Below are 14708 nucleotides of genomic sequence, written 5' to 3'. Positions count from 1 at the left end.
AGAAACCAGTCGGAGGCGTCACGTGGACGCGTTGTTGTTGTCGCGGATCCAGTTCGGGTTCGTCATCAGTTTCCATGTGCTGTTCCCCGCCTTCACCATCGGCACCGCCAGTTGGCTGGCCTTCGTGGAGTCACGCTGGCTGCGCACCGGCAACCCGGTCTGGCGCGAGCTGTATTTCTTCTGGCAGAAGATCTTCGCGGTGTCCTTCGGCATGGGCGTGGTCAGCGGCATCGTCATGGCCTTCCAGTTCGGCACCAACTGGCCGCGTCTCAGCGAGGTGGCCGGCAGCGTGATCGGGCCGCTGCTCACCTATGAAGTCCTCACCGCCTTCTTCCTGGAGGCCAGCTTCCTGGGCGTGATGATGTTCGGCTGGGGCCGCGTATCGCCGCGGCTGCATTTCTTCTCCACCTGCATGGTGGCGCTGGGCACGCTGTTCTCCACGTTCTGGATCCTGTCCTCCAACAGCTGGCTGCAGACACCGGCCGGCTACGCGCTGATCGACGGCATCGTGCACCCGCAGGACTGGTGGCAGGTGGTGTTCAACCCCTCCTTCCCGTACCGCCTGGCACACATGGCGCTGGGCTCGTTCATCACCACCTGCTTCGTGATCGGTGGCGTGGGCGCCTGGTACCTGCGCAAGGGCACGCACGTGGAAGCCGGGCGCACGATGCTGCTGGCAGCCGTGGCGTTCGCCGCGCTGACCGTGCCGGTGCAGATCTTCGTGGGCGACATGCATGGCTTGAACACGCTCAAGCACCAGCCGATGAAGATTGCCGCGATGGAAGCGCACTGGCATTCCGAAGGGCAGGGCGAGGGCGTGCCGCTGGTGGTATTCGCAGTGCCCAACGAAAAAGCCGAGCGCAACGATTATGAAATCGCCATTCCCCGGCTGGGCAGCCTGATCCTGACCCATTCGCTGGAGGGTACGTTCGATCCGCTCACCTCGGTACCGGCCAGCGATCGGCCCCCGGTGGTGCCGGTGTTCTTCGCGTTCCGGATCATGGTCGGGCTGGGTACGCTGATGCTGCTGCTGGCCTGGGTGTCGGCGTTCCAGTGGTGGCGCGGCAAGCTGCTGCAGTCGCGCTGGCTGGTGCGCGGCTGGAACTGGATGCTGCCCAGCGGCTTCATCGCGCTGGTATCGGGCTGGTTCGTGACCGAGATGGGGCGCCAGCCGTGGGTGGTGTACGGGGTGCTGCGCACCGCCGACGCGGTGGGCCCGCAGAGCGCGTGGATGACCGCGTTGTCGCTGGGCGTCTACATCGTGGGCTATGCGTTCGTGTTCGGCTGGGGCATCTGGTACCTGGTGAAGATCATCCGCACCGGGCCCAAGCCGCACGAACCGGCGCCGGCGCTGGACGCGGGCAGCCATACCCCGGCGCGGCCGCTGTCCGGTGCCGACGAACCGCTGGAGGAGCGCTGACATGGAGATGACAACCTGGCTGCCGGTGGCATGGTTTGCGGTGATCGGCTTTGGCGTGCTGATGTACGTGGTGCTGGACGGTTTCGTGCTGGGCATCGGCATCCTGGCGCCGATGGCCGAGGACGAAGAACAGCTGGACATCATGATGAACACCGCCGCGCCGATCTGGGACGGCAACGAAACCTGGCTGGTGCTGGGCGGGGCCGGGCTGATGGCGGCCTTCCCCAAGGCCTACGCGGCGCTGCTGTCGGCGCTGTACCTGCCGGTGCTGCTGCTGGTGGTGGCACTGGTGTTCCGCGGGGTGGCGTTCGAATTCCGCTTCAAGGCGCACCGTTCGCGGCGGTTGTGGAGCGTGGCGTTCGGGCTGGGCTCGCTGCTGGCCGCGTTCGCGCAGGGGGTGATTCTCGGGGCGCTGGTGGAAGGCCTGCAGATCGTGGATGGCCGTTATGCCGGTGGGGCGTTCAGCTGGTTCAGTCCGTTCTCGATGCTGACCGGTGCAGCGGTGGTGTTCGGCTACGCGCTGCTGGGCAGCACCTGGTTGATCCTGAAGACCGAGGGCCGTGAGCAGGCGTTCGCGCGCACGCTGACGCGGCCGCTGGTGGTGGCGGTGATCGTGTTCATGGGACTGGTGAGCACCTGGCTGCCGTTCCTGGATTCGCGCCTGATGGCGCGCTGGTTCAGCGATGGCAACTTCTGGTGGTTGTCGCCGGTGCCGCTGCTGACGCTGGGCGTGGCGGTGGCGCTGTGGCGCAGTGCGATGCACCCGCGCCGCGACCTGCCGCCGTTCCTGTTGACCCTGGCGTTGTTCATCCTGGGCTTCATCGGCCTGGTGCTGGGCATGTGGCCCTATCTGCTGCCGCCGAGCATGACGCTGTGGGAGGCGGCCGCCCCGGCGTCGTCACTGGGCTTCAGCCTGGTCGGGCTGGTGGTGCTGCTGCCGGTGATCCTGGGCTACACGGCATGGTCGTACCGGGTGTTCCGCGGCAAGGTGCGGGCGGATGCGGGGTATCACTGAGGGGCACGACCGCAACCGTAGTGCCGGGCTCTGCCCGGCAGCGGGGTAAAGGGGCAGCGGGGCAGCGGGGCAGCGCCCCGCGTTACGCGTGCAGGCCTTCGATTTCGACCAGCAGTTCGGCGCGGCAGACTTCGGCATGCAGCACCACGTAGGCCGGTGGACCGGGTAATGCGGCCATCTGGGCGGCCACCGCCGGCATGTCCTCGGCACGCCGCACATACACTTTAAGTACCGACCCGGCGCCGAGCTGGGCGGCCAGCGACGGCCGCTCTCGCCGGGCGGCATCCACCAGGCTCTGCAGGTTGGTCAGCGTTTCGCGCAGCTGTTCCTCCACGGCACCGGAGTGCTGGGACACATGGCCCACGATCGCCGCCGTGCCCGACTGCAGCAACGGCAGCCCGGTGGCTGCCGGCGCCAGCAGCGCCCGCGAAAAGCTGGGCGACTGCGGGCCGTACTGGCGCGGGTAGCGGAACGCGCTGACCTGGCGTGGGTTTTCCAGGGGCAGGCCGGGTTCGCGACCGGCCAGCCAGTACACCTGCAGGCGTCGGCGCCCGTCGAAGCGGCCGATGCAGGTCGCGGCCGGCAGGGCCGCTTCGTCCAGCTCGCGCAGCCCACGTACCCGGCCCACGCAGAAGCGCCGGTAGCGCTCCTGGTCGCCGTCGCCTTCGGTCACCGCGTCCAGGTAGTTCCAGGTCCGCAGCAGGTGCGGAAACCCGCAGTGCGCCAGGAAGCTGCTCATCCGCGCATAGGCGTCGGCGGCAGCCGTCTCGATGTCGCCCTCGGCTTCGTCGATCTCCAGCACCCCGAACAGCAGCGTGGCATTGTGCGACCAGCGCACGCCGTCGGTAACGCCCGACTGCACCGGGGTCGACCCCCGCCACACTTCCACCTGCGCCGGGCCGTGTTCGGCCAGGGGCACCTGCAGCCAGCGCGGATCGTTGCCCGGGGAGGGCGCAGGCGCGCCAAACCCGAACACCGCCAAGGTGCATGGGTCGGCCAGGGCCGCATCGCGCAGTTCTGCCGGCAGGTAGGCGGCGCTGAACACCGCCGCACCTGGGGGGGAAGCGACCGCCGGGGCCGTTGCGTCGTGGATCGTGCTGCTCATTTCAGATTGTGAAAGCTGCCAGTGCCAAGGGTGTCATGATAGCGTGCGCTCCTTTTTACGGCGGTGCGCTGCGATGCCTTGGTGCCCATCAACATGTTGGCGTGAATGATCGAGTTCTCCGTGGTGGATTGGTCGGCCTGGGCACCGGGACTGACGTCGAAAGAACAGTGGCAGGCCTGGGCACAGGCCCCCGCGTTGCCGCAGGGCGATGACACCCCGGCGCTGGCCGAGGTGCCGGCCATGCAGCGACGCCGCATCGAGCGGCTGGGGCGCATGGCCATCCAGGCCGCCTGCTGGTGTGAACAACCCGACGACGTCGGCCAGGTGCCGCTGGTTTTCGCCTCGCGCCATGGCGACGTGGCCCGGTCGATGGAACTGCTCGACAGCCTGTGCGCCGACCACGGCATGTCCCCTACCGCGTTTGGCCTGTCGGTGCACAACGCGGTGGCCGCGCTGTATTCGATTGCCCGCGGCCACCGCGGCAACTACCTGGCCCTGGCCGCCGGCCGCGCCACGGTCGAGACCGCCTGCGTGGAGGCCTACGGGCTGTTGGCCGATGGCGCCGCCGAGGTGCGGGTGATCGTGTATGAATCGCAATTGCCGCCGGTGTATGCCGGGTTTGCCGACGAGCCCGATCCCTTTTACGCCTGGTGCTGGCGGCTGGCCCGGGCCGATCGCCCCGGCACCCGGCTCTCGCTGGGCTGGGGAGCGGCTGGGTCCGACAGCCCGGCCGGCGCCCTGCCGCACGGGCTGGACGCGCTGCGCTTCCTGCTGGCCGGCGATCCGGCCCTGACGCTGGCCGCCGACGGCCAGCAGTGGACCTGGCGCCGCCATGGCTGAGACCCGGCCGGGCCGTCTCAACCATGCCTGGCGGGTGTTCGGCACCGGGCTCAGCTTTGCCGTGTTCGGCATCGGCGGGCTGGTGCTGGGCGGGGTGCTGTTCCCGTTGCTGTTCCTGGTCCGCAACCCGGTCCGGCGCCGCACGCTGGCCCGCCGGCTGGTCCAGCTCAGCTTCGCCAGCCACGTGGGCCTGATGCACCGGCTGGGCGTGATGACCTATGAAATACGCGGGGCCGAGCGCCTGCAGCGCAACGGGCTGCTGATCCTGGCCAACCACCCGACCCTGATCGACGTGGTTCTGCTGATCGCCCAGCTGCCCAATGCCGACTGCGTGGTCAAGCGGGCCGTGGCCTGCAACCCGTTCATGCGCGGTCCGGTGAGGGCGGCGGGGTATGTGTCCAACGACGACGGTGCGGGGCTGATCGACGACTGCATCGCCGCCGTGAAGGCCGGTGGAACCCTGGTCATCTTCCCCGAGGGCACCCGGACCGTGCCGGGCCAGCCGCTGCGCCTGCAGCGCGGGGCGGCCAACATCGCCGTGCGCGGCGGCCTGGACATTACCCCGGTCAGGATCACCTGTACCCCGCTTACCCTGACCAAGGGCCAGAAATGGTATCGTGTGCCATCACGGCGTTTTCACGTTCAGCTGGAAGTCGGGGAAGATCTCCCGATCGCCCCGTTCCTGGCGGCGGCCGGCGACACGCCCAGGGGGGATGCCTTGGCGGCCCGGCGCGTGACCGACCATCTTGCCCATTACTTTGACTTCGCTGGAGAACCAAGCCGTGCAGGCACTTGAGCACGAGATCAAGGAATTGATCATTTCATCGCTGTCGCTGGAAGACATCACGCCCGAAGACATCGACGCGGAAGCGCCCCTGTTCGTCGAGGGGTTGGGGTTGGATTCGATTGACGCACTTGAACTTGGTTTGGCCCTGCAGAAAAAGTACGGTGTCAGCCTGTCTGCGGATTCGGAAGAGACCCGTCGCCATTTCTCCAGCGTGCGTGCCCTGGGCGAGTTTGTCGCCGCACGCCAGTCGTCGTAACGGCGCGTCAGGATTTGCCATGACCAAGAACGAACTTTTCGATCGCATCGTCAAGATCCTCAAGGACAGCTTTGAGATCGAACCGGCGCGCATCACGCCCCAGGCCCGTCTGTACGACGACCTGGACATCGACAGCATCGACGCGGTCGACCTGATCGTGCAGCTCAAGCCCTTGCTGGGCCGCAACCTGCAGCCGGAGGCCTTCAAGGCCGTGCGTACCGTGCAGGACATCGTCGACGTGGTGCACGGGCTGCTGCCCGGTCAAGCAGCCGCCTGACGGCTGCCGCAGGACACTGACCATGGTCCGGGTGCGCGTCGCGGCGTTTGCGTTGCTGTCGCTGGCATACCCGCTGGTGGTGTACCTGTCGCTGGGCCGGTTCGAGCCGCGCTGGCTGTCGCTGTTGCTGTTCACCCTGGCCGCGCTGCGCGCGCTGACCACCCGCCAGGCGGTGTGGTGGGTGGCCGCACTCGGCACCGGTGTGCTCGCCCTGGTGGCTACGGCCTTCAACGAGGCCCTGCCGCTGAAGCTGTACCCGGCGCTGGTGAACGCGGTGATGCTGGTGATCTTCGCCACCAGCCTGCGGTTCCCGCCCAGCGCGGTGGAGCGCCTGGCGCGGCTGAGCGAGCCGGACCTGCCGCCGTTCGCCGTGATCTATACCCGTCGCGTCACGTGGATCTGGTGCGGCTTTTTTGTCTTCAACGGAAGTCTGGCCCTGGCCACGGCGCTGTGGGCGTCCAACCAGGTCTGGGCGCTGTACAACGGATTGTTGGCGTACGTGATGATGGGTGCCTTGTTTGGTGGCGAATGGCTGGTGCGGCGACGGGTGAAGGCGGCGCACGCGCATGGTTGAGTGGATCGCATTGGACCGGCTGGCGGTGTCGCCACGGCCCGGTCGGATCGTGGGCGAAGCCGAGCACGGCGCGGTGTTGCACCCGGACTTCCGCCGGCAGGTGATGCGCTGGCAACAGGCGTTCGCCCGTGCGCCGGGACACGACTGGGCGCTGTACTTCGACGACACCCTGGCCTTTGCCGCCGCCCTGCTGGGTGCCTGGCACGCCGGCAAGCGGGTGTTCCTGGGCGGCGACAACCTGCCGGCCACGCTGGACGCGCTGCGCCCGCGCGTGGCCGGGTTTGCCGGTGACGTGCCCGCGCACCACGCTCCGCTGCAGCCCGATGCCGATGCCGACGTCGAGGGCGACCTGGTGCCGCTGGACGAAGACCAGCTGGAGCTGGTGGTGTTCACCTCCGGCAGCACCGGCGCGCCGAGTGCGATCGTCAAGCGCATGCGCCAGCTGACGCGCGAAGTGGAGGCGCTGCAGGCCGCGTTCGGCGAGCAGCTGGAAGGCACCCAGGTGCACGGCACCGTCTCGCACCAGCATATCTATGGCCTGTTGTTCCGCGTGCTGTGGCCGCTGGCCGCCGGCCGCGCCATCCAGCCGCGCCGGTTCTTCCATGAAGACCTGGTCAGTGCGTTGGCGCAGCAGCCGTCGGTGCTGGTGGCCACCCCGGCCCACCTCAAGCGCCTGCCCGAACAACTGGACTGGTCCTCGCTGCAGGGCCAGCTGCGCGCGGTGTTTTCCTCCGGCGGTCCGCTGCCCGAAGAGGCCGCGCTGCAGGCGCGGGCATTGCTCGGCGTGGCCCCCACCGAGGTGTTCGGCAGCAGCGAAACCGGCGGCATCGCCTGGCGCCGCTGGAGTGCCGGGCAGCCGCAATGGCACCCGTTGCCCGGCGTGGCCTGGCGCATCCAGGACGGCTGCCTGGCGGTGTCCTCGCCGCATCTGGAAAACACCGACTGGTGGCAGACCCAGGACCGCGTGGAGGCCGACGCCGGGCGCAGCTTCCGCCTGCTCGGCCGGGCCGACCGCATCGTCAAGATCGAAGAACGCCGGGTGTCGCTGGACGCGCTGGAACAGCAGCTGCGCGCGCATCCGGCGGTACAGGACGTACGCGTGCTGGTGCTGCCGGGCGCGCGCGAACAACTGGCGGCCGTGGTGGTGCCGCAGCAGGCCGACGTGGCCAGCTGGGACGACGCCCAGCGGCGTCGGCAGGCGCAGGCGCTAGGCGCGCACCTGGCCAGCAGCCACGATGCAGTGACCCGTCCGCGGCGCTGGCGCTTCGTCGACGCGCTGCCGTTGAACACACAGGGCAAGGTCACCTTCGCCGCTCTGACAGCGCTGTTCCGGCCGCAGTTCCCGGTGGTCCAATGGGAGCGGCGCGAGGCCGACACGGCAGCGCTGCTGTTGCCGCTGGACCCGGACTTGATTGCCTTCGATGGGCATTTCCCGCAGGCCAAGATCCTTCCGGGCGTGGTCCAGCTGGACTGGGCCATCCACTACGCCCGCGACGTGTTCACCATGCCGCCGCGCTTCGAACGCATGGACGCGTTGAAATTCCAGCACGTGGCGCGCCCCGGCGATTGCCTGCAGCTCACCCTGGGCTGGGATGCGGCCAAGTCGGTGCTGAGCTTCCGTTATGTCTCCGACCACGGCGTGCATGCCAGTGGCCGGGTGGTGTTCGGCGATGTCTGACACGCTTCGCGCTGGTCCCCCGGCTGCGCCCTTTGCGCCGCTGGTGGTGATTCCGGTCTACGACCATGAGCATGCCATCGGCGCCGTCGTGCGCGGCGTGCTGGCCAGCGGGCTGCCGTGCCTGCTGGTGGACGATGGCTCGCACCCTGCTTGCGCGCAGGCGCTGGATGCCCTCGCGGCGGGATACCCCGCGCAGGTCACAGTGCTGCGACTGCCGGCGAACCAGGGCAAGGGCGGGGCGATGCTGGCCGGGTTTGCCGAGGCGGCGCGCCGTGGCCACAGCCATGTGCTGCAGATCGACGCCGACGGCCAGCACGACCCGACCGATATCCCGCGCTTTGTGGCCCTGTCGCGGCAGCATCCCGACGCGGTGATCTGCGGCATTCCGGCCTACGACGACAGCGTGCCCAAGGCGCGCCTGTACGGCCGTTACGCCACCCACATCTGGGTGTGGATCAACACACTGTCGCTGCAGATCCGCGATTCGATGTGCGGCTTCCGGCTGTACCCGCTGGCGCCGGTGACGGCGCTGGTGGGGCAGGAAACCATCGGCCGGCGCATGGACTTCGACAGCGAGATCCTGGTGCGCCTGTTCTGGCGCGACGTGCCGGTGATCAGCCTGTCTACGCGGGTGACCTATCCCAGCGATGGCGTGTCGCACTTCGATGTGTGGCGCGACAACGTGCGCATCAGCCGCATGCACACCCGCCTGTTCTTCGGCATGCTGTGGCGCGCGCCGCGCCTGCTGTGGCGGCGCATCACCGGTGCGCCGCGGGCCGGAGCGCCACGCGCATGACCGCACCGGCACCGGCCAACGCCCCGCACTGGGCCGACCTGGGCGAGACCACCTCGGCTGCCGGGGTGCTGTTCCTGTGCTGGGTGCACCGTTGGTTCGGGCGTTGGCCGTTCCGCCTGTGCGTGTATCCGGTGGTGCTGTGCCATTGGCTGGGCAACCGCGTGGCGCGGCAGTCGTCGCTGCAGTACCTGCAGCGGCTGCAGGCATACACCGGCGTCCTGGGCGGCGTGCCGGGGCGCTGGACCAGCCTGAAACACTTCGCGCTGTTCGCCGACACCCTGCTGGACAAGCTGCTCGGCCTGGGCGGGCGCTACCCACCCAACCAGATCCGCCTGCAGCGCGACCTCATGCTGGAAAAGATCGCGCGCCGCGAGGGCGGGTTGATCCTCACCGCGCACATCGGCTGCCTGGAATTGTGCCAGGTGCTGGCCGAACAGGTGCCGGGATTCCGCATTACCGTGCTGGTGCACACCGCGCACGCGCAACGCTTCAACCGGCTGATGCAGCGGCTGGACCCGCTGGCGTCGGTGGAGCTGATGCAGGTTACCGACATGGGCCCGGCCACCGCGGTGGAACTGCAGCGGCGGGTCAACGACGGCGGCTTCGTGGCCATCGTCGGCGACCGCGTGCCGCTGCGGGGTGGGCGGACCGTGCCGGCGCCGTTCCTGGGCCACGTGGCGCAGTTCCCGATCGGCGCCTACGTGCTGGCCTCGGCGCTGGCCTGCCCGGTGTACACCATGGCCTGCCTGCACGACGGCGACGGCGACGGCTACCGTGTGCGCTTCGAGCATTTCAGCGACCGCATCGTGCTGCCGCGTGGCTCGCGTGACGCCGCGCTGACCGCGCAGGCCGAACATTTCGCCCGGTGGCTGGAAGTTCAGGTCACCCAGGCACCCTTGGACTGGTTCAATTTCTTCCCCTTCTGGGATCAGGCATCTCATGGCAAGTAAGTCATCCGATATCCGCTTCGGCGATGCGCCGCTGACCATCGAAGACGTGGTCGCGCTGTCGCAGCGCCAGGCCCAGGCCGTGGTCAGCGACGACCCGGCCTTCCAGGCGCGCATCCAGAAGGGGGCCGATTTCCTCGACCGCCTGCTGCGCGAGGACGGTGTCATCTACGGGGTGACCACCGGCTACGGCGACTCGTGCACGGTGAACATTCCGCCGGCGCTGGTGGCCGAACTGCCGCACCACCTGTTCACCTACCACGGCTGCGGCCTTGGCCGGTTCCTGGACCCGCAGGAGACCCGCGCGGTGATCGCCGCGCGCCTGGCCTCGCTGGTGCGCGGCATGTCCGGGGTCAGCCATCCGCTGCTGGACGGGCTGGCCACGCTGTTGCGCCACGACGTGCTGCCGCTGATCCCGGCCGAAGGCTCGGTGGGCGCCAGCGGCGACCTGACCCCGCTGTCCTACGTGGCTGCGGTGCTGTGTGGCGAGCGCGAGGTGATGTACCAGGGCGTGCGCCGCCCGGCCGCCGAGGTGCTGGCCGAGATCGGCATGATCCCGCTACGGCTGCGCCCCAAGGAAGGCCTGGCGATCATGAACGGCACCGCGGTGATGACCGCGCTGGCCTGTCTGGCCTACGACCGCGCCGACTACCTGACCAGGCTGGCCACCCGCCTGACCGCGTTCAACGTGCTGGCCAGCGATGGCAACGCGCACCATTTCGATGAAATGCTGTTCGCCGCCAAGCCACACCCGGGCCAGATGCAGATCGCCGCGCGCCTGCGCCAGGACCTGCACAGCGACCGTCCGCCGCGCAACGAACAGCGCCTGCAGGACCGCTACTCGCTGCGCTGCGCCCCGCACGTGATCGGCGTGGTGCAGGACGCCCTGCCGTTGATGCGCCAGCTGATCGAAACCGAACTCAACAGCGCCAACGACAACCCGCTGATCGACGCCGACGGCGAGCGCATCCTGCACGGCGGCCACTTCTACGGCGGCCACATCGCCTTTGCGATGGACGCCCTGAAGAACACCATCGCCAACCTGGCCGACCTGCTCGACCGGCAGATGGCACTGGTGGTGGACGCGCGCTACAACCACGGCCTGCCGGCCAACCTGTCGGCGGCCACCGGTGAGCGCGCGGCGATCAACCACGGGCTGAAGGCGCTGCAGATCAGCGTGTCGGCGTGGACTGCCGAGGCGCTCAAGCAGACCATGCCGGCTTCGGTGTTCTCGCGTTCCACCGAGTGCCACAACCAGGACAAGGTCAGCATGGGCACCATCGCCGCGCGCGACTGCCTGCGCGTGATCGAACTGACCGAACAGGTGGTTGCCGCGCTGCTTATCACCGCCCGCCAGGGCGTGGCGCTGCGCCAGCGGGTAGGCATGAAGGCCATCCTGCACGGGGAGCTGGACGCGATGTACCAGGACCTGTGCGCGCGCATCGCGCTGGTCGAGGAAGACCGCGCGCTGGACGGCGAGCTGCGCGCGCTGCTCGATGACATCCGTGGCCAGCGCTGGAGCCTGTATGACCAGCCCTGACCTGAGCCTGGAGGTGCGCCTGTCGCCCACCTTCCACGACTGCGATCCAATGCACGTGGTGTGGCACGGCAACTACTTCAAGTACTTCGAAGTGGCCCGCTGCGCGCTGCTGCAGCAATACGACTACGACTACCCGCAGATGCGCGAATCCGGCTACATCTGGCCGGTGGTGGACGCGCGGGTGAAGTACATCCGGCCGCTGCTGTACGGGCAGGCGCTGCGCGTGCGCGCCACCATCACCGAATGGGAGAACCGGTTGAAGATTGCCTACGAGATCCTCGATGCCGACAGTGGCCAGGTGCTGACCCGCGCCCACACCATCCAGGTGGCGGTCGACGCGGCCACCAATGAAATGCTGTACCTGTGCCCGCGCGTGCTGTGGGACCGTCTGGGAGTGGAAATGCAATGAACGCTCTGCTGCGCACGCTGGTCGTGCTGGTGTCGTTGGTCGTGGCCGCGCCGGTGCTTGCCGCCCCCGCGGCGGATGTGGATCTGGTCAAGCAGCGCGTGGCCAAGGTGGGCGTGCTGCGCGGCGAGTTCAGCCAGGAAAAGCAGGTGGCTGGCTTCAAGAACCCGCTGCGTTCGCAGGGGCGCTTCGTGCTGGCCCAGGACCACGGCGTGGTGTGGACCACGCTCAAGCCGTTCCCTTCCGAAGTGGTGGTCACCCTTGACCGCATCCTCAGCCGCCAGCGCGACGGCAGCAGCCGGGTCGAGCTGGACGGCCGCCAGCAGCCGGCGATGCGCTCGGTCAACGCGATCATGTTCGCGCTGATGAGCGGCGACGCACAGGCACTGTCGGCCCAGTTCACGGTGAAGGTGGAGGCCCGGCCGAACAACGGCTGGAGCATGCAGCTGAGCCCGCGCTCGGCGATGCTGGGCAAGGTGTTCACCGGGTTGAAGCTGCAGGGCGACCGCTACGTGCGCGACGTGGAGATCACCGAGGCCAACCAGGATGTCACCCGCATCCACTTCACCGGCATGAGCGAAACGCCGGCTGCGTTGAGTGCGGAAGAGGGCGGCAAGTTTGAATGACGCACTGAATTCGAACGGCCGCCTGCAGCGCATCTGGCGCTGGCTGGCCGTGCTGTGGCTGCTGGTGCTGCTTGGCCTGGGCGTGCAGCAGTGGCAGCTGTGGAAGAGCGAATCGCGGATCGATACCGACATCCTGGCGCTGTTGCCGCAGGACGCACACGACCGTCTGCTGTCCGACGTCACCCGGCGCATCGCCGACGCCAACGCACGCCGGATCGTGGTGCTGCTGGGCAGCGCCGACGCCGCGCAGACCAAGGCGGCCGAAGCCGCCTTCCGCGCCACCATCACCCCAAGATCAACCAACGTAGCGCGGGGCTCTGCCCCGCTGCCTGCCGAAGGTGACGTTCCAGCGGGGCAGAGCCCCGCTCTACTGCAGGAAAGCGGCTCCATCGAAGGCTGGTTCGAACAGGCGCGGGCGTTCTATGCGCCGTACCGCGACCGCCTGCTCACCAGTGAGCAACGCCAACGCCTGCAGTCCGAGCCGGTGGATGGCCTGGCCGACGCCGCGCTGGCGGCCCTGTACGGCCCCATGGGCGCCCCGCGGCTTACCGAATGGCGCCAGGACCCGCTGTCGCTGTGGCCGCAGTGGTGGCAGGAACGCGCGCTGGGCTCGGGCCTGCAGATGGGCGATGACGGCCTGCTCGAGGCCGACGGCAAGCACTGGTCGATCGTGCAGTACGACACCGTGGGTTCGGCGTTCCAGCTTGATGGCGAACGCCACATCGACGTGCTGCTGGACCAGGCCGCGGCGGCGGCCGGCAGGCACGCGCCCGGCCTGGAAGTGTTGCGCGCCGGCGTACCGCTGCACGCCGAAGCGGCGGCCGTGCAGGCCAACTGGGAAATCAACACTATTGGCTGGGGCTCGCTGGCGGCGGTGCTGCTGCTGGTGTGGCTGGCGTTTCGTTCGCTGCGCCCGATCCTGCTGGTGGCCGCATCGCTGCTGATCGGCTGCGGCGTGGCCCTGGCGGTCACGGTGCTGGTGTTCGGCAAGGTGCACGTACTCACGCTGGTGTTCGGCGCGTCGCTGGTGGGCGTGGCCGAGGACTACGGCATCCACTGGTTCGCCTCGCGCCAGGCCGAGCCGGCCGACCGCCGCTGGCGCCTGCTGCGGCACCTGCTGCCGGGCCTGTGGCTGGCGCTGCTGACCAGCGCGCTGGCCTACCTGGCGCTGGGGCTGGCACCGTTCCCGGGGCTGCGCCAGATGGCGCTGTTCTCGGTGGTCGGCCTGGCCGCTGCCTTCCTCACCGTGATTTTCTGGTTCCCGTGGCTGGACGGCGGCGAGATCCGCACCACCGGCTTCTCGCGCTGGCTGGGCGGCACGCTGGAGCGCTGGCCGCGCCTGCACGGGCGCAAGGCCGCGATTTTCCTGGGCGTGGCGGCGCTGCTCTCGGCCGTGGGCATTGCCCGGCTGGACAGCAACGATGACCTGCGCAGCCTGCAGTCCTCGCCCAAGAGCCTGATCGACCAGCAGATCCGCATCAGCCAGATGCTGGGCATGCCCAGCCCGGCGCAGTTCTACCTGGTGCAGGGCGACACCGCCGAACAGGTGCTGCAACGCGAGGAGGCGCTGATCGACCGCCTGCGCGTGCTCGCGGCCAACAAGCAGATCGGCGGGTACCGCGCGATCAGCGAGTGGCTGCCCTCGGTGCAGCGCCAGCACGCCGATGCCGCGCTTACCGCCAAGGTCGAGCCGCAGGTGCTGGGCAAGGTCGGCCAGGCGGTGGGGGAGACCCTGTCACGCCCGGATTACGCCGGTCGCGACCTGGACGCCGAGGCCTTCCTGGCCTCCCCGGCGGCGATGCCGTTCCATCACCTGTGGCTGGGCAAGGTGGGTGCGGGCCTGGCCACCGTGGTGATGGTCGACGATCTGTCGCGCGCCGATGCGTTGACCCTGCTTGAAACCCAGGCCAAGGGTATCGACGGCGTACGCTGGGTCGACCGCACCGCCGATTTCTCCTCGCTGCTCAAGCACTACCGCAAGTTGATGAGCGGGTTGCTGCTGGTGGGCATCGTGCTGGTGTTTGCCGTGCTGTACTGGCGCTACCGCGCGCAGGCCTGGCGCGTGTTTGCCCCGACCCTGGTGGCCGGCGCGCTGACCCTGGCCCTGCTGGGCCTGTTCGGCCAGCCGCTGCAGCTGTTCAACGTGCTGGCGTTGATGCTGCTGCTGGGCATGGGCATCGATTACGGCATCTTCCTGATCGAACACCGCGGTGATGCCAGTGCGTGGCTGGCGGTGTGCGTGGGCGCGGCCAGTACCTGGCTGTCGTTTGGCCTGCTGGGCCTGTCGGCCACGCCGGCGCTGCGTGCGTTCGGCCTGACCCTGCTGTTCGGCATCGGCCTGGTGTGGATCATCTCGCCGCTGTTCCGCCCACCACCGCACGACGCACCGCACTGAGCAACGCGCGTTTCCCGTCCGCCATTTTTCTTGATCAAGGATGTAT

At 68.7% G+C, this 14708-nt stretch carries 15 protein-coding genes; 14 read left to right on the top strand and 1 reads right to left on the bottom strand.

Annotation, left to right across the window (positions count from 1 at the left end; genetic code table 11):
* The first annotated feature begins 22 nt into the window (after nucleotides 1-22).
* Both GQ674_RS19005 and cydB read left to right on the top strand, forming a co-directional pair.
* Entirely contained in the window at nucleotides 23-1420 is a 1398-nt protein-coding gene (locus GQ674_RS19005) for a cytochrome ubiquinol oxidase subunit I (protein WP_159498413.1), read from the top strand.
* Nucleotide 1421: 1 nt separating this feature from the next.
* The gene (gene cydB / locus GQ674_RS19000; protein ID WP_159498411.1) at nucleotides 1422-2435 is read left to right on the top strand and encodes a cytochrome d ubiquinol oxidase subunit II; all 1014 of its coding nucleotides are present in this window, start codon (nucleotides 1422-1424) and stop codon (nucleotides 2433-2435) included.
* Between the two features lie 82 nt (nucleotides 2436-2517).
* On the opposite strand, the gene GQ674_RS18995 is transcribed toward cydB, so the two are convergent.
* On the bottom strand, nucleotides 2518-3540 hold the full coding sequence (locus GQ674_RS18995) for a pteridine-dependent deoxygenase (RefSeq protein ID WP_201290183.1): 1023 nt from the start codon (nucleotides 3538-3540) through the stop codon (nucleotides 2518-2520).
* 105 nt (nucleotides 3541-3645) lie between these two features.
* Between GQ674_RS18995 and GQ674_RS18990 the strand changes: the two genes are divergently transcribed.
* From GQ674_RS18990 to GQ674_RS18935, 12 genes are read left to right on the top strand one after another with little or no spacing between them, the layout of a single operon-like run.
* Nucleotides 3646-4380, top strand: a complete 735-nt coding sequence (locus GQ674_RS18990; protein ID WP_159498409.1) for a beta-ketoacyl synthase chain length factor — start codon at nucleotides 3646-3648, stop codon at nucleotides 4378-4380.
* The gene (locus GQ674_RS18985; protein ID WP_159498407.1) at nucleotides 4373-5176 is read left to right on the top strand and encodes a lysophospholipid acyltransferase family protein; all 804 of its coding nucleotides are present in this window, start codon (nucleotides 4373-4375) and stop codon (nucleotides 5174-5176) included. Before GQ674_RS18990 ends, GQ674_RS18985 begins: the two co-directional genes overlap by 8 nt.
* The gene (locus tag GQ674_RS18980; RefSeq protein WP_038685531.1) at nucleotides 5163-5423 is read left to right on the top strand and encodes a phosphopantetheine-binding protein; all 261 of its coding nucleotides are present in this window, start codon (nucleotides 5163-5165) and stop codon (nucleotides 5421-5423) included. Before GQ674_RS18985 ends, GQ674_RS18980 begins: the two co-directional genes overlap by 14 nt.
* Nucleotides 5424-5442: 19 nt before the next feature.
* Nucleotides 5443-5700, top strand: a complete 258-nt coding sequence (locus GQ674_RS18975; RefSeq protein WP_038685533.1) for an acyl carrier protein — start codon at nucleotides 5443-5445, stop codon at nucleotides 5698-5700.
* Nucleotides 5701-5722: 22 nt separating this feature from the next.
* On the top strand, nucleotides 5723-6274 hold the full coding sequence (locus GQ674_RS18970; RefSeq protein ID WP_159498405.1) for a hypothetical protein: 552 nt from the start codon (nucleotides 5723-5725) through the stop codon (nucleotides 6272-6274).
* On the top strand, nucleotides 6267-7952 hold the full coding sequence (locus tag GQ674_RS18965) for an AMP-binding protein (protein ID WP_159498403.1): 1686 nt from the start codon (nucleotides 6267-6269) through the stop codon (nucleotides 7950-7952). Before GQ674_RS18970 ends, GQ674_RS18965 begins: the two co-directional genes overlap by 8 nt.
* A complete protein-coding gene (locus tag GQ674_RS18960; protein WP_159498401.1) occupies nucleotides 7945-8748 on the top strand; it encodes a glycosyltransferase family 2 protein in 804 nt (267 codons plus the stop codon). The genes GQ674_RS18965 and GQ674_RS18960 overlap by 8 nt, the downstream gene beginning before the upstream one ends.
* The gene (locus tag GQ674_RS18955) at nucleotides 8745-9698 is read left to right on the top strand and encodes an acyltransferase (protein WP_159498399.1); all 954 of its coding nucleotides are present in this window, start codon (nucleotides 8745-8747) and stop codon (nucleotides 9696-9698) included. Before GQ674_RS18960 ends, GQ674_RS18955 begins: the two co-directional genes overlap by 4 nt.
* On the top strand, nucleotides 9688-11235 hold the full coding sequence (locus GQ674_RS18950; RefSeq protein WP_159498397.1) for an aromatic amino acid ammonia-lyase: 1548 nt from the start codon (nucleotides 9688-9690) through the stop codon (nucleotides 11233-11235). Before GQ674_RS18955 ends, GQ674_RS18950 begins: the two co-directional genes overlap by 11 nt.
* Nucleotides 11222-11644 carry a thioesterase family protein gene (locus GQ674_RS18945; RefSeq protein ID WP_159498395.1) on the top strand — a complete coding sequence of 141 codons (423 nt, stop codon included), beginning with the start codon at nucleotides 11222-11224 and terminating at the stop codon, nucleotides 11642-11644. Before GQ674_RS18950 ends, GQ674_RS18945 begins: the two co-directional genes overlap by 14 nt.
* Nucleotides 11641-12267 carry an outer membrane lipoprotein carrier protein LolA gene (locus GQ674_RS18940; RefSeq protein WP_159498393.1) on the top strand — a complete coding sequence of 209 codons (627 nt, stop codon included), beginning with the start codon at nucleotides 11641-11643 and terminating at the stop codon, nucleotides 12265-12267. The genes GQ674_RS18945 and GQ674_RS18940 overlap by 4 nt, the downstream gene beginning before the upstream one ends.
* Entirely contained in the window at nucleotides 12260-14662 is a 2403-nt protein-coding gene (locus GQ674_RS18935; RefSeq protein ID WP_159498391.1) for an MMPL family transporter, read from the top strand. The genes GQ674_RS18940 and GQ674_RS18935 overlap by 8 nt, the downstream gene beginning before the upstream one ends.
* The last annotated feature ends 46 nt before the right edge of the window (nucleotides 14663-14708 follow it).

It is taken from the genome of Stenotrophomonas sp. 364 (genome assembly GCF_009832905.1).
In the GTDB taxonomy this organism is placed as follows: Bacteria; Pseudomonadota; Gammaproteobacteria; order Xanthomonadales; family Xanthomonadaceae; genus Stenotrophomonas; species Stenotrophomonas maltophilia_AP.
The sequence above is the reverse complement of the archived record's forward strand: the minus strand, read 5'-3'. Positions and strand labels throughout refer to the sequence as shown.

Bases quoted from the DNA above. Each gene is read 5' to 3' on its own strand.
- GQ674_RS18960 (WP_159498401.1), top strand. From the start codon at position 7,945: ATGTCTGACACGCTTCGCGCTGGTCCCCCGGCTGCGCCCTTTGCGCCG.
- GQ674_RS18965 (WP_159498403.1), top strand. From the start codon at position 6,267: ATGGTTGAGTGGATCGCATTGGACCGGCTGGCGGTGTCGCCACGGCCC.
- GQ674_RS18950 (WP_159498397.1), top strand. From the start codon at position 9,688: ATGGCAAGTAAGTCATCCGATATCCGCTTCGGCGATGCGCCGCTGACC.
- cydB (WP_159498411.1), top strand. From the start codon at position 1,422: ATGGAGATGACAACCTGGCTGCCGGTGGCATGGTTTGCGGTGATCGGC.
- GQ674_RS18970 (WP_159498405.1), top strand. From the start codon at position 5,723: ATGGTCCGGGTGCGCGTCGCGGCGTTTGCGTTGCTGTCGCTGGCATAC.
- GQ674_RS18940 (WP_159498393.1), top strand. From the start codon at position 11,641: ATGAACGCTCTGCTGCGCACGCTGGTCGTGCTGGTGTCGTTGGTCGTG.
- GQ674_RS18985 (WP_159498407.1), top strand. From the start codon at position 4,373: ATGGCTGAGACCCGGCCGGGCCGTCTCAACCATGCCTGGCGGGTGTTC.
- GQ674_RS18975 (WP_038685533.1), top strand. From the start codon at position 5,443: ATGACCAAGAACGAACTTTTCGATCGCATCGTCAAGATCCTCAAGGAC.
- GQ674_RS18945 (WP_159498395.1), top strand. From the start codon at position 11,222: ATGACCAGCCCTGACCTGAGCCTGGAGGTGCGCCTGTCGCCCACCTTC.
- GQ674_RS18995 (WP_201290183.1), bottom strand. From the start codon at position 3,540: ATGAGCAGCACGATCCACGACGCAACGGCCCCGGCGGTCGCTTCCCCC.
- GQ674_RS18990 (WP_159498409.1), top strand. From the start codon at position 3,646: ATGATCGAGTTCTCCGTGGTGGATTGGTCGGCCTGGGCACCGGGACTG.
- GQ674_RS18955 (WP_159498399.1), top strand. From the start codon at position 8,745: ATGACCGCACCGGCACCGGCCAACGCCCCGCACTGGGCCGACCTGGGC.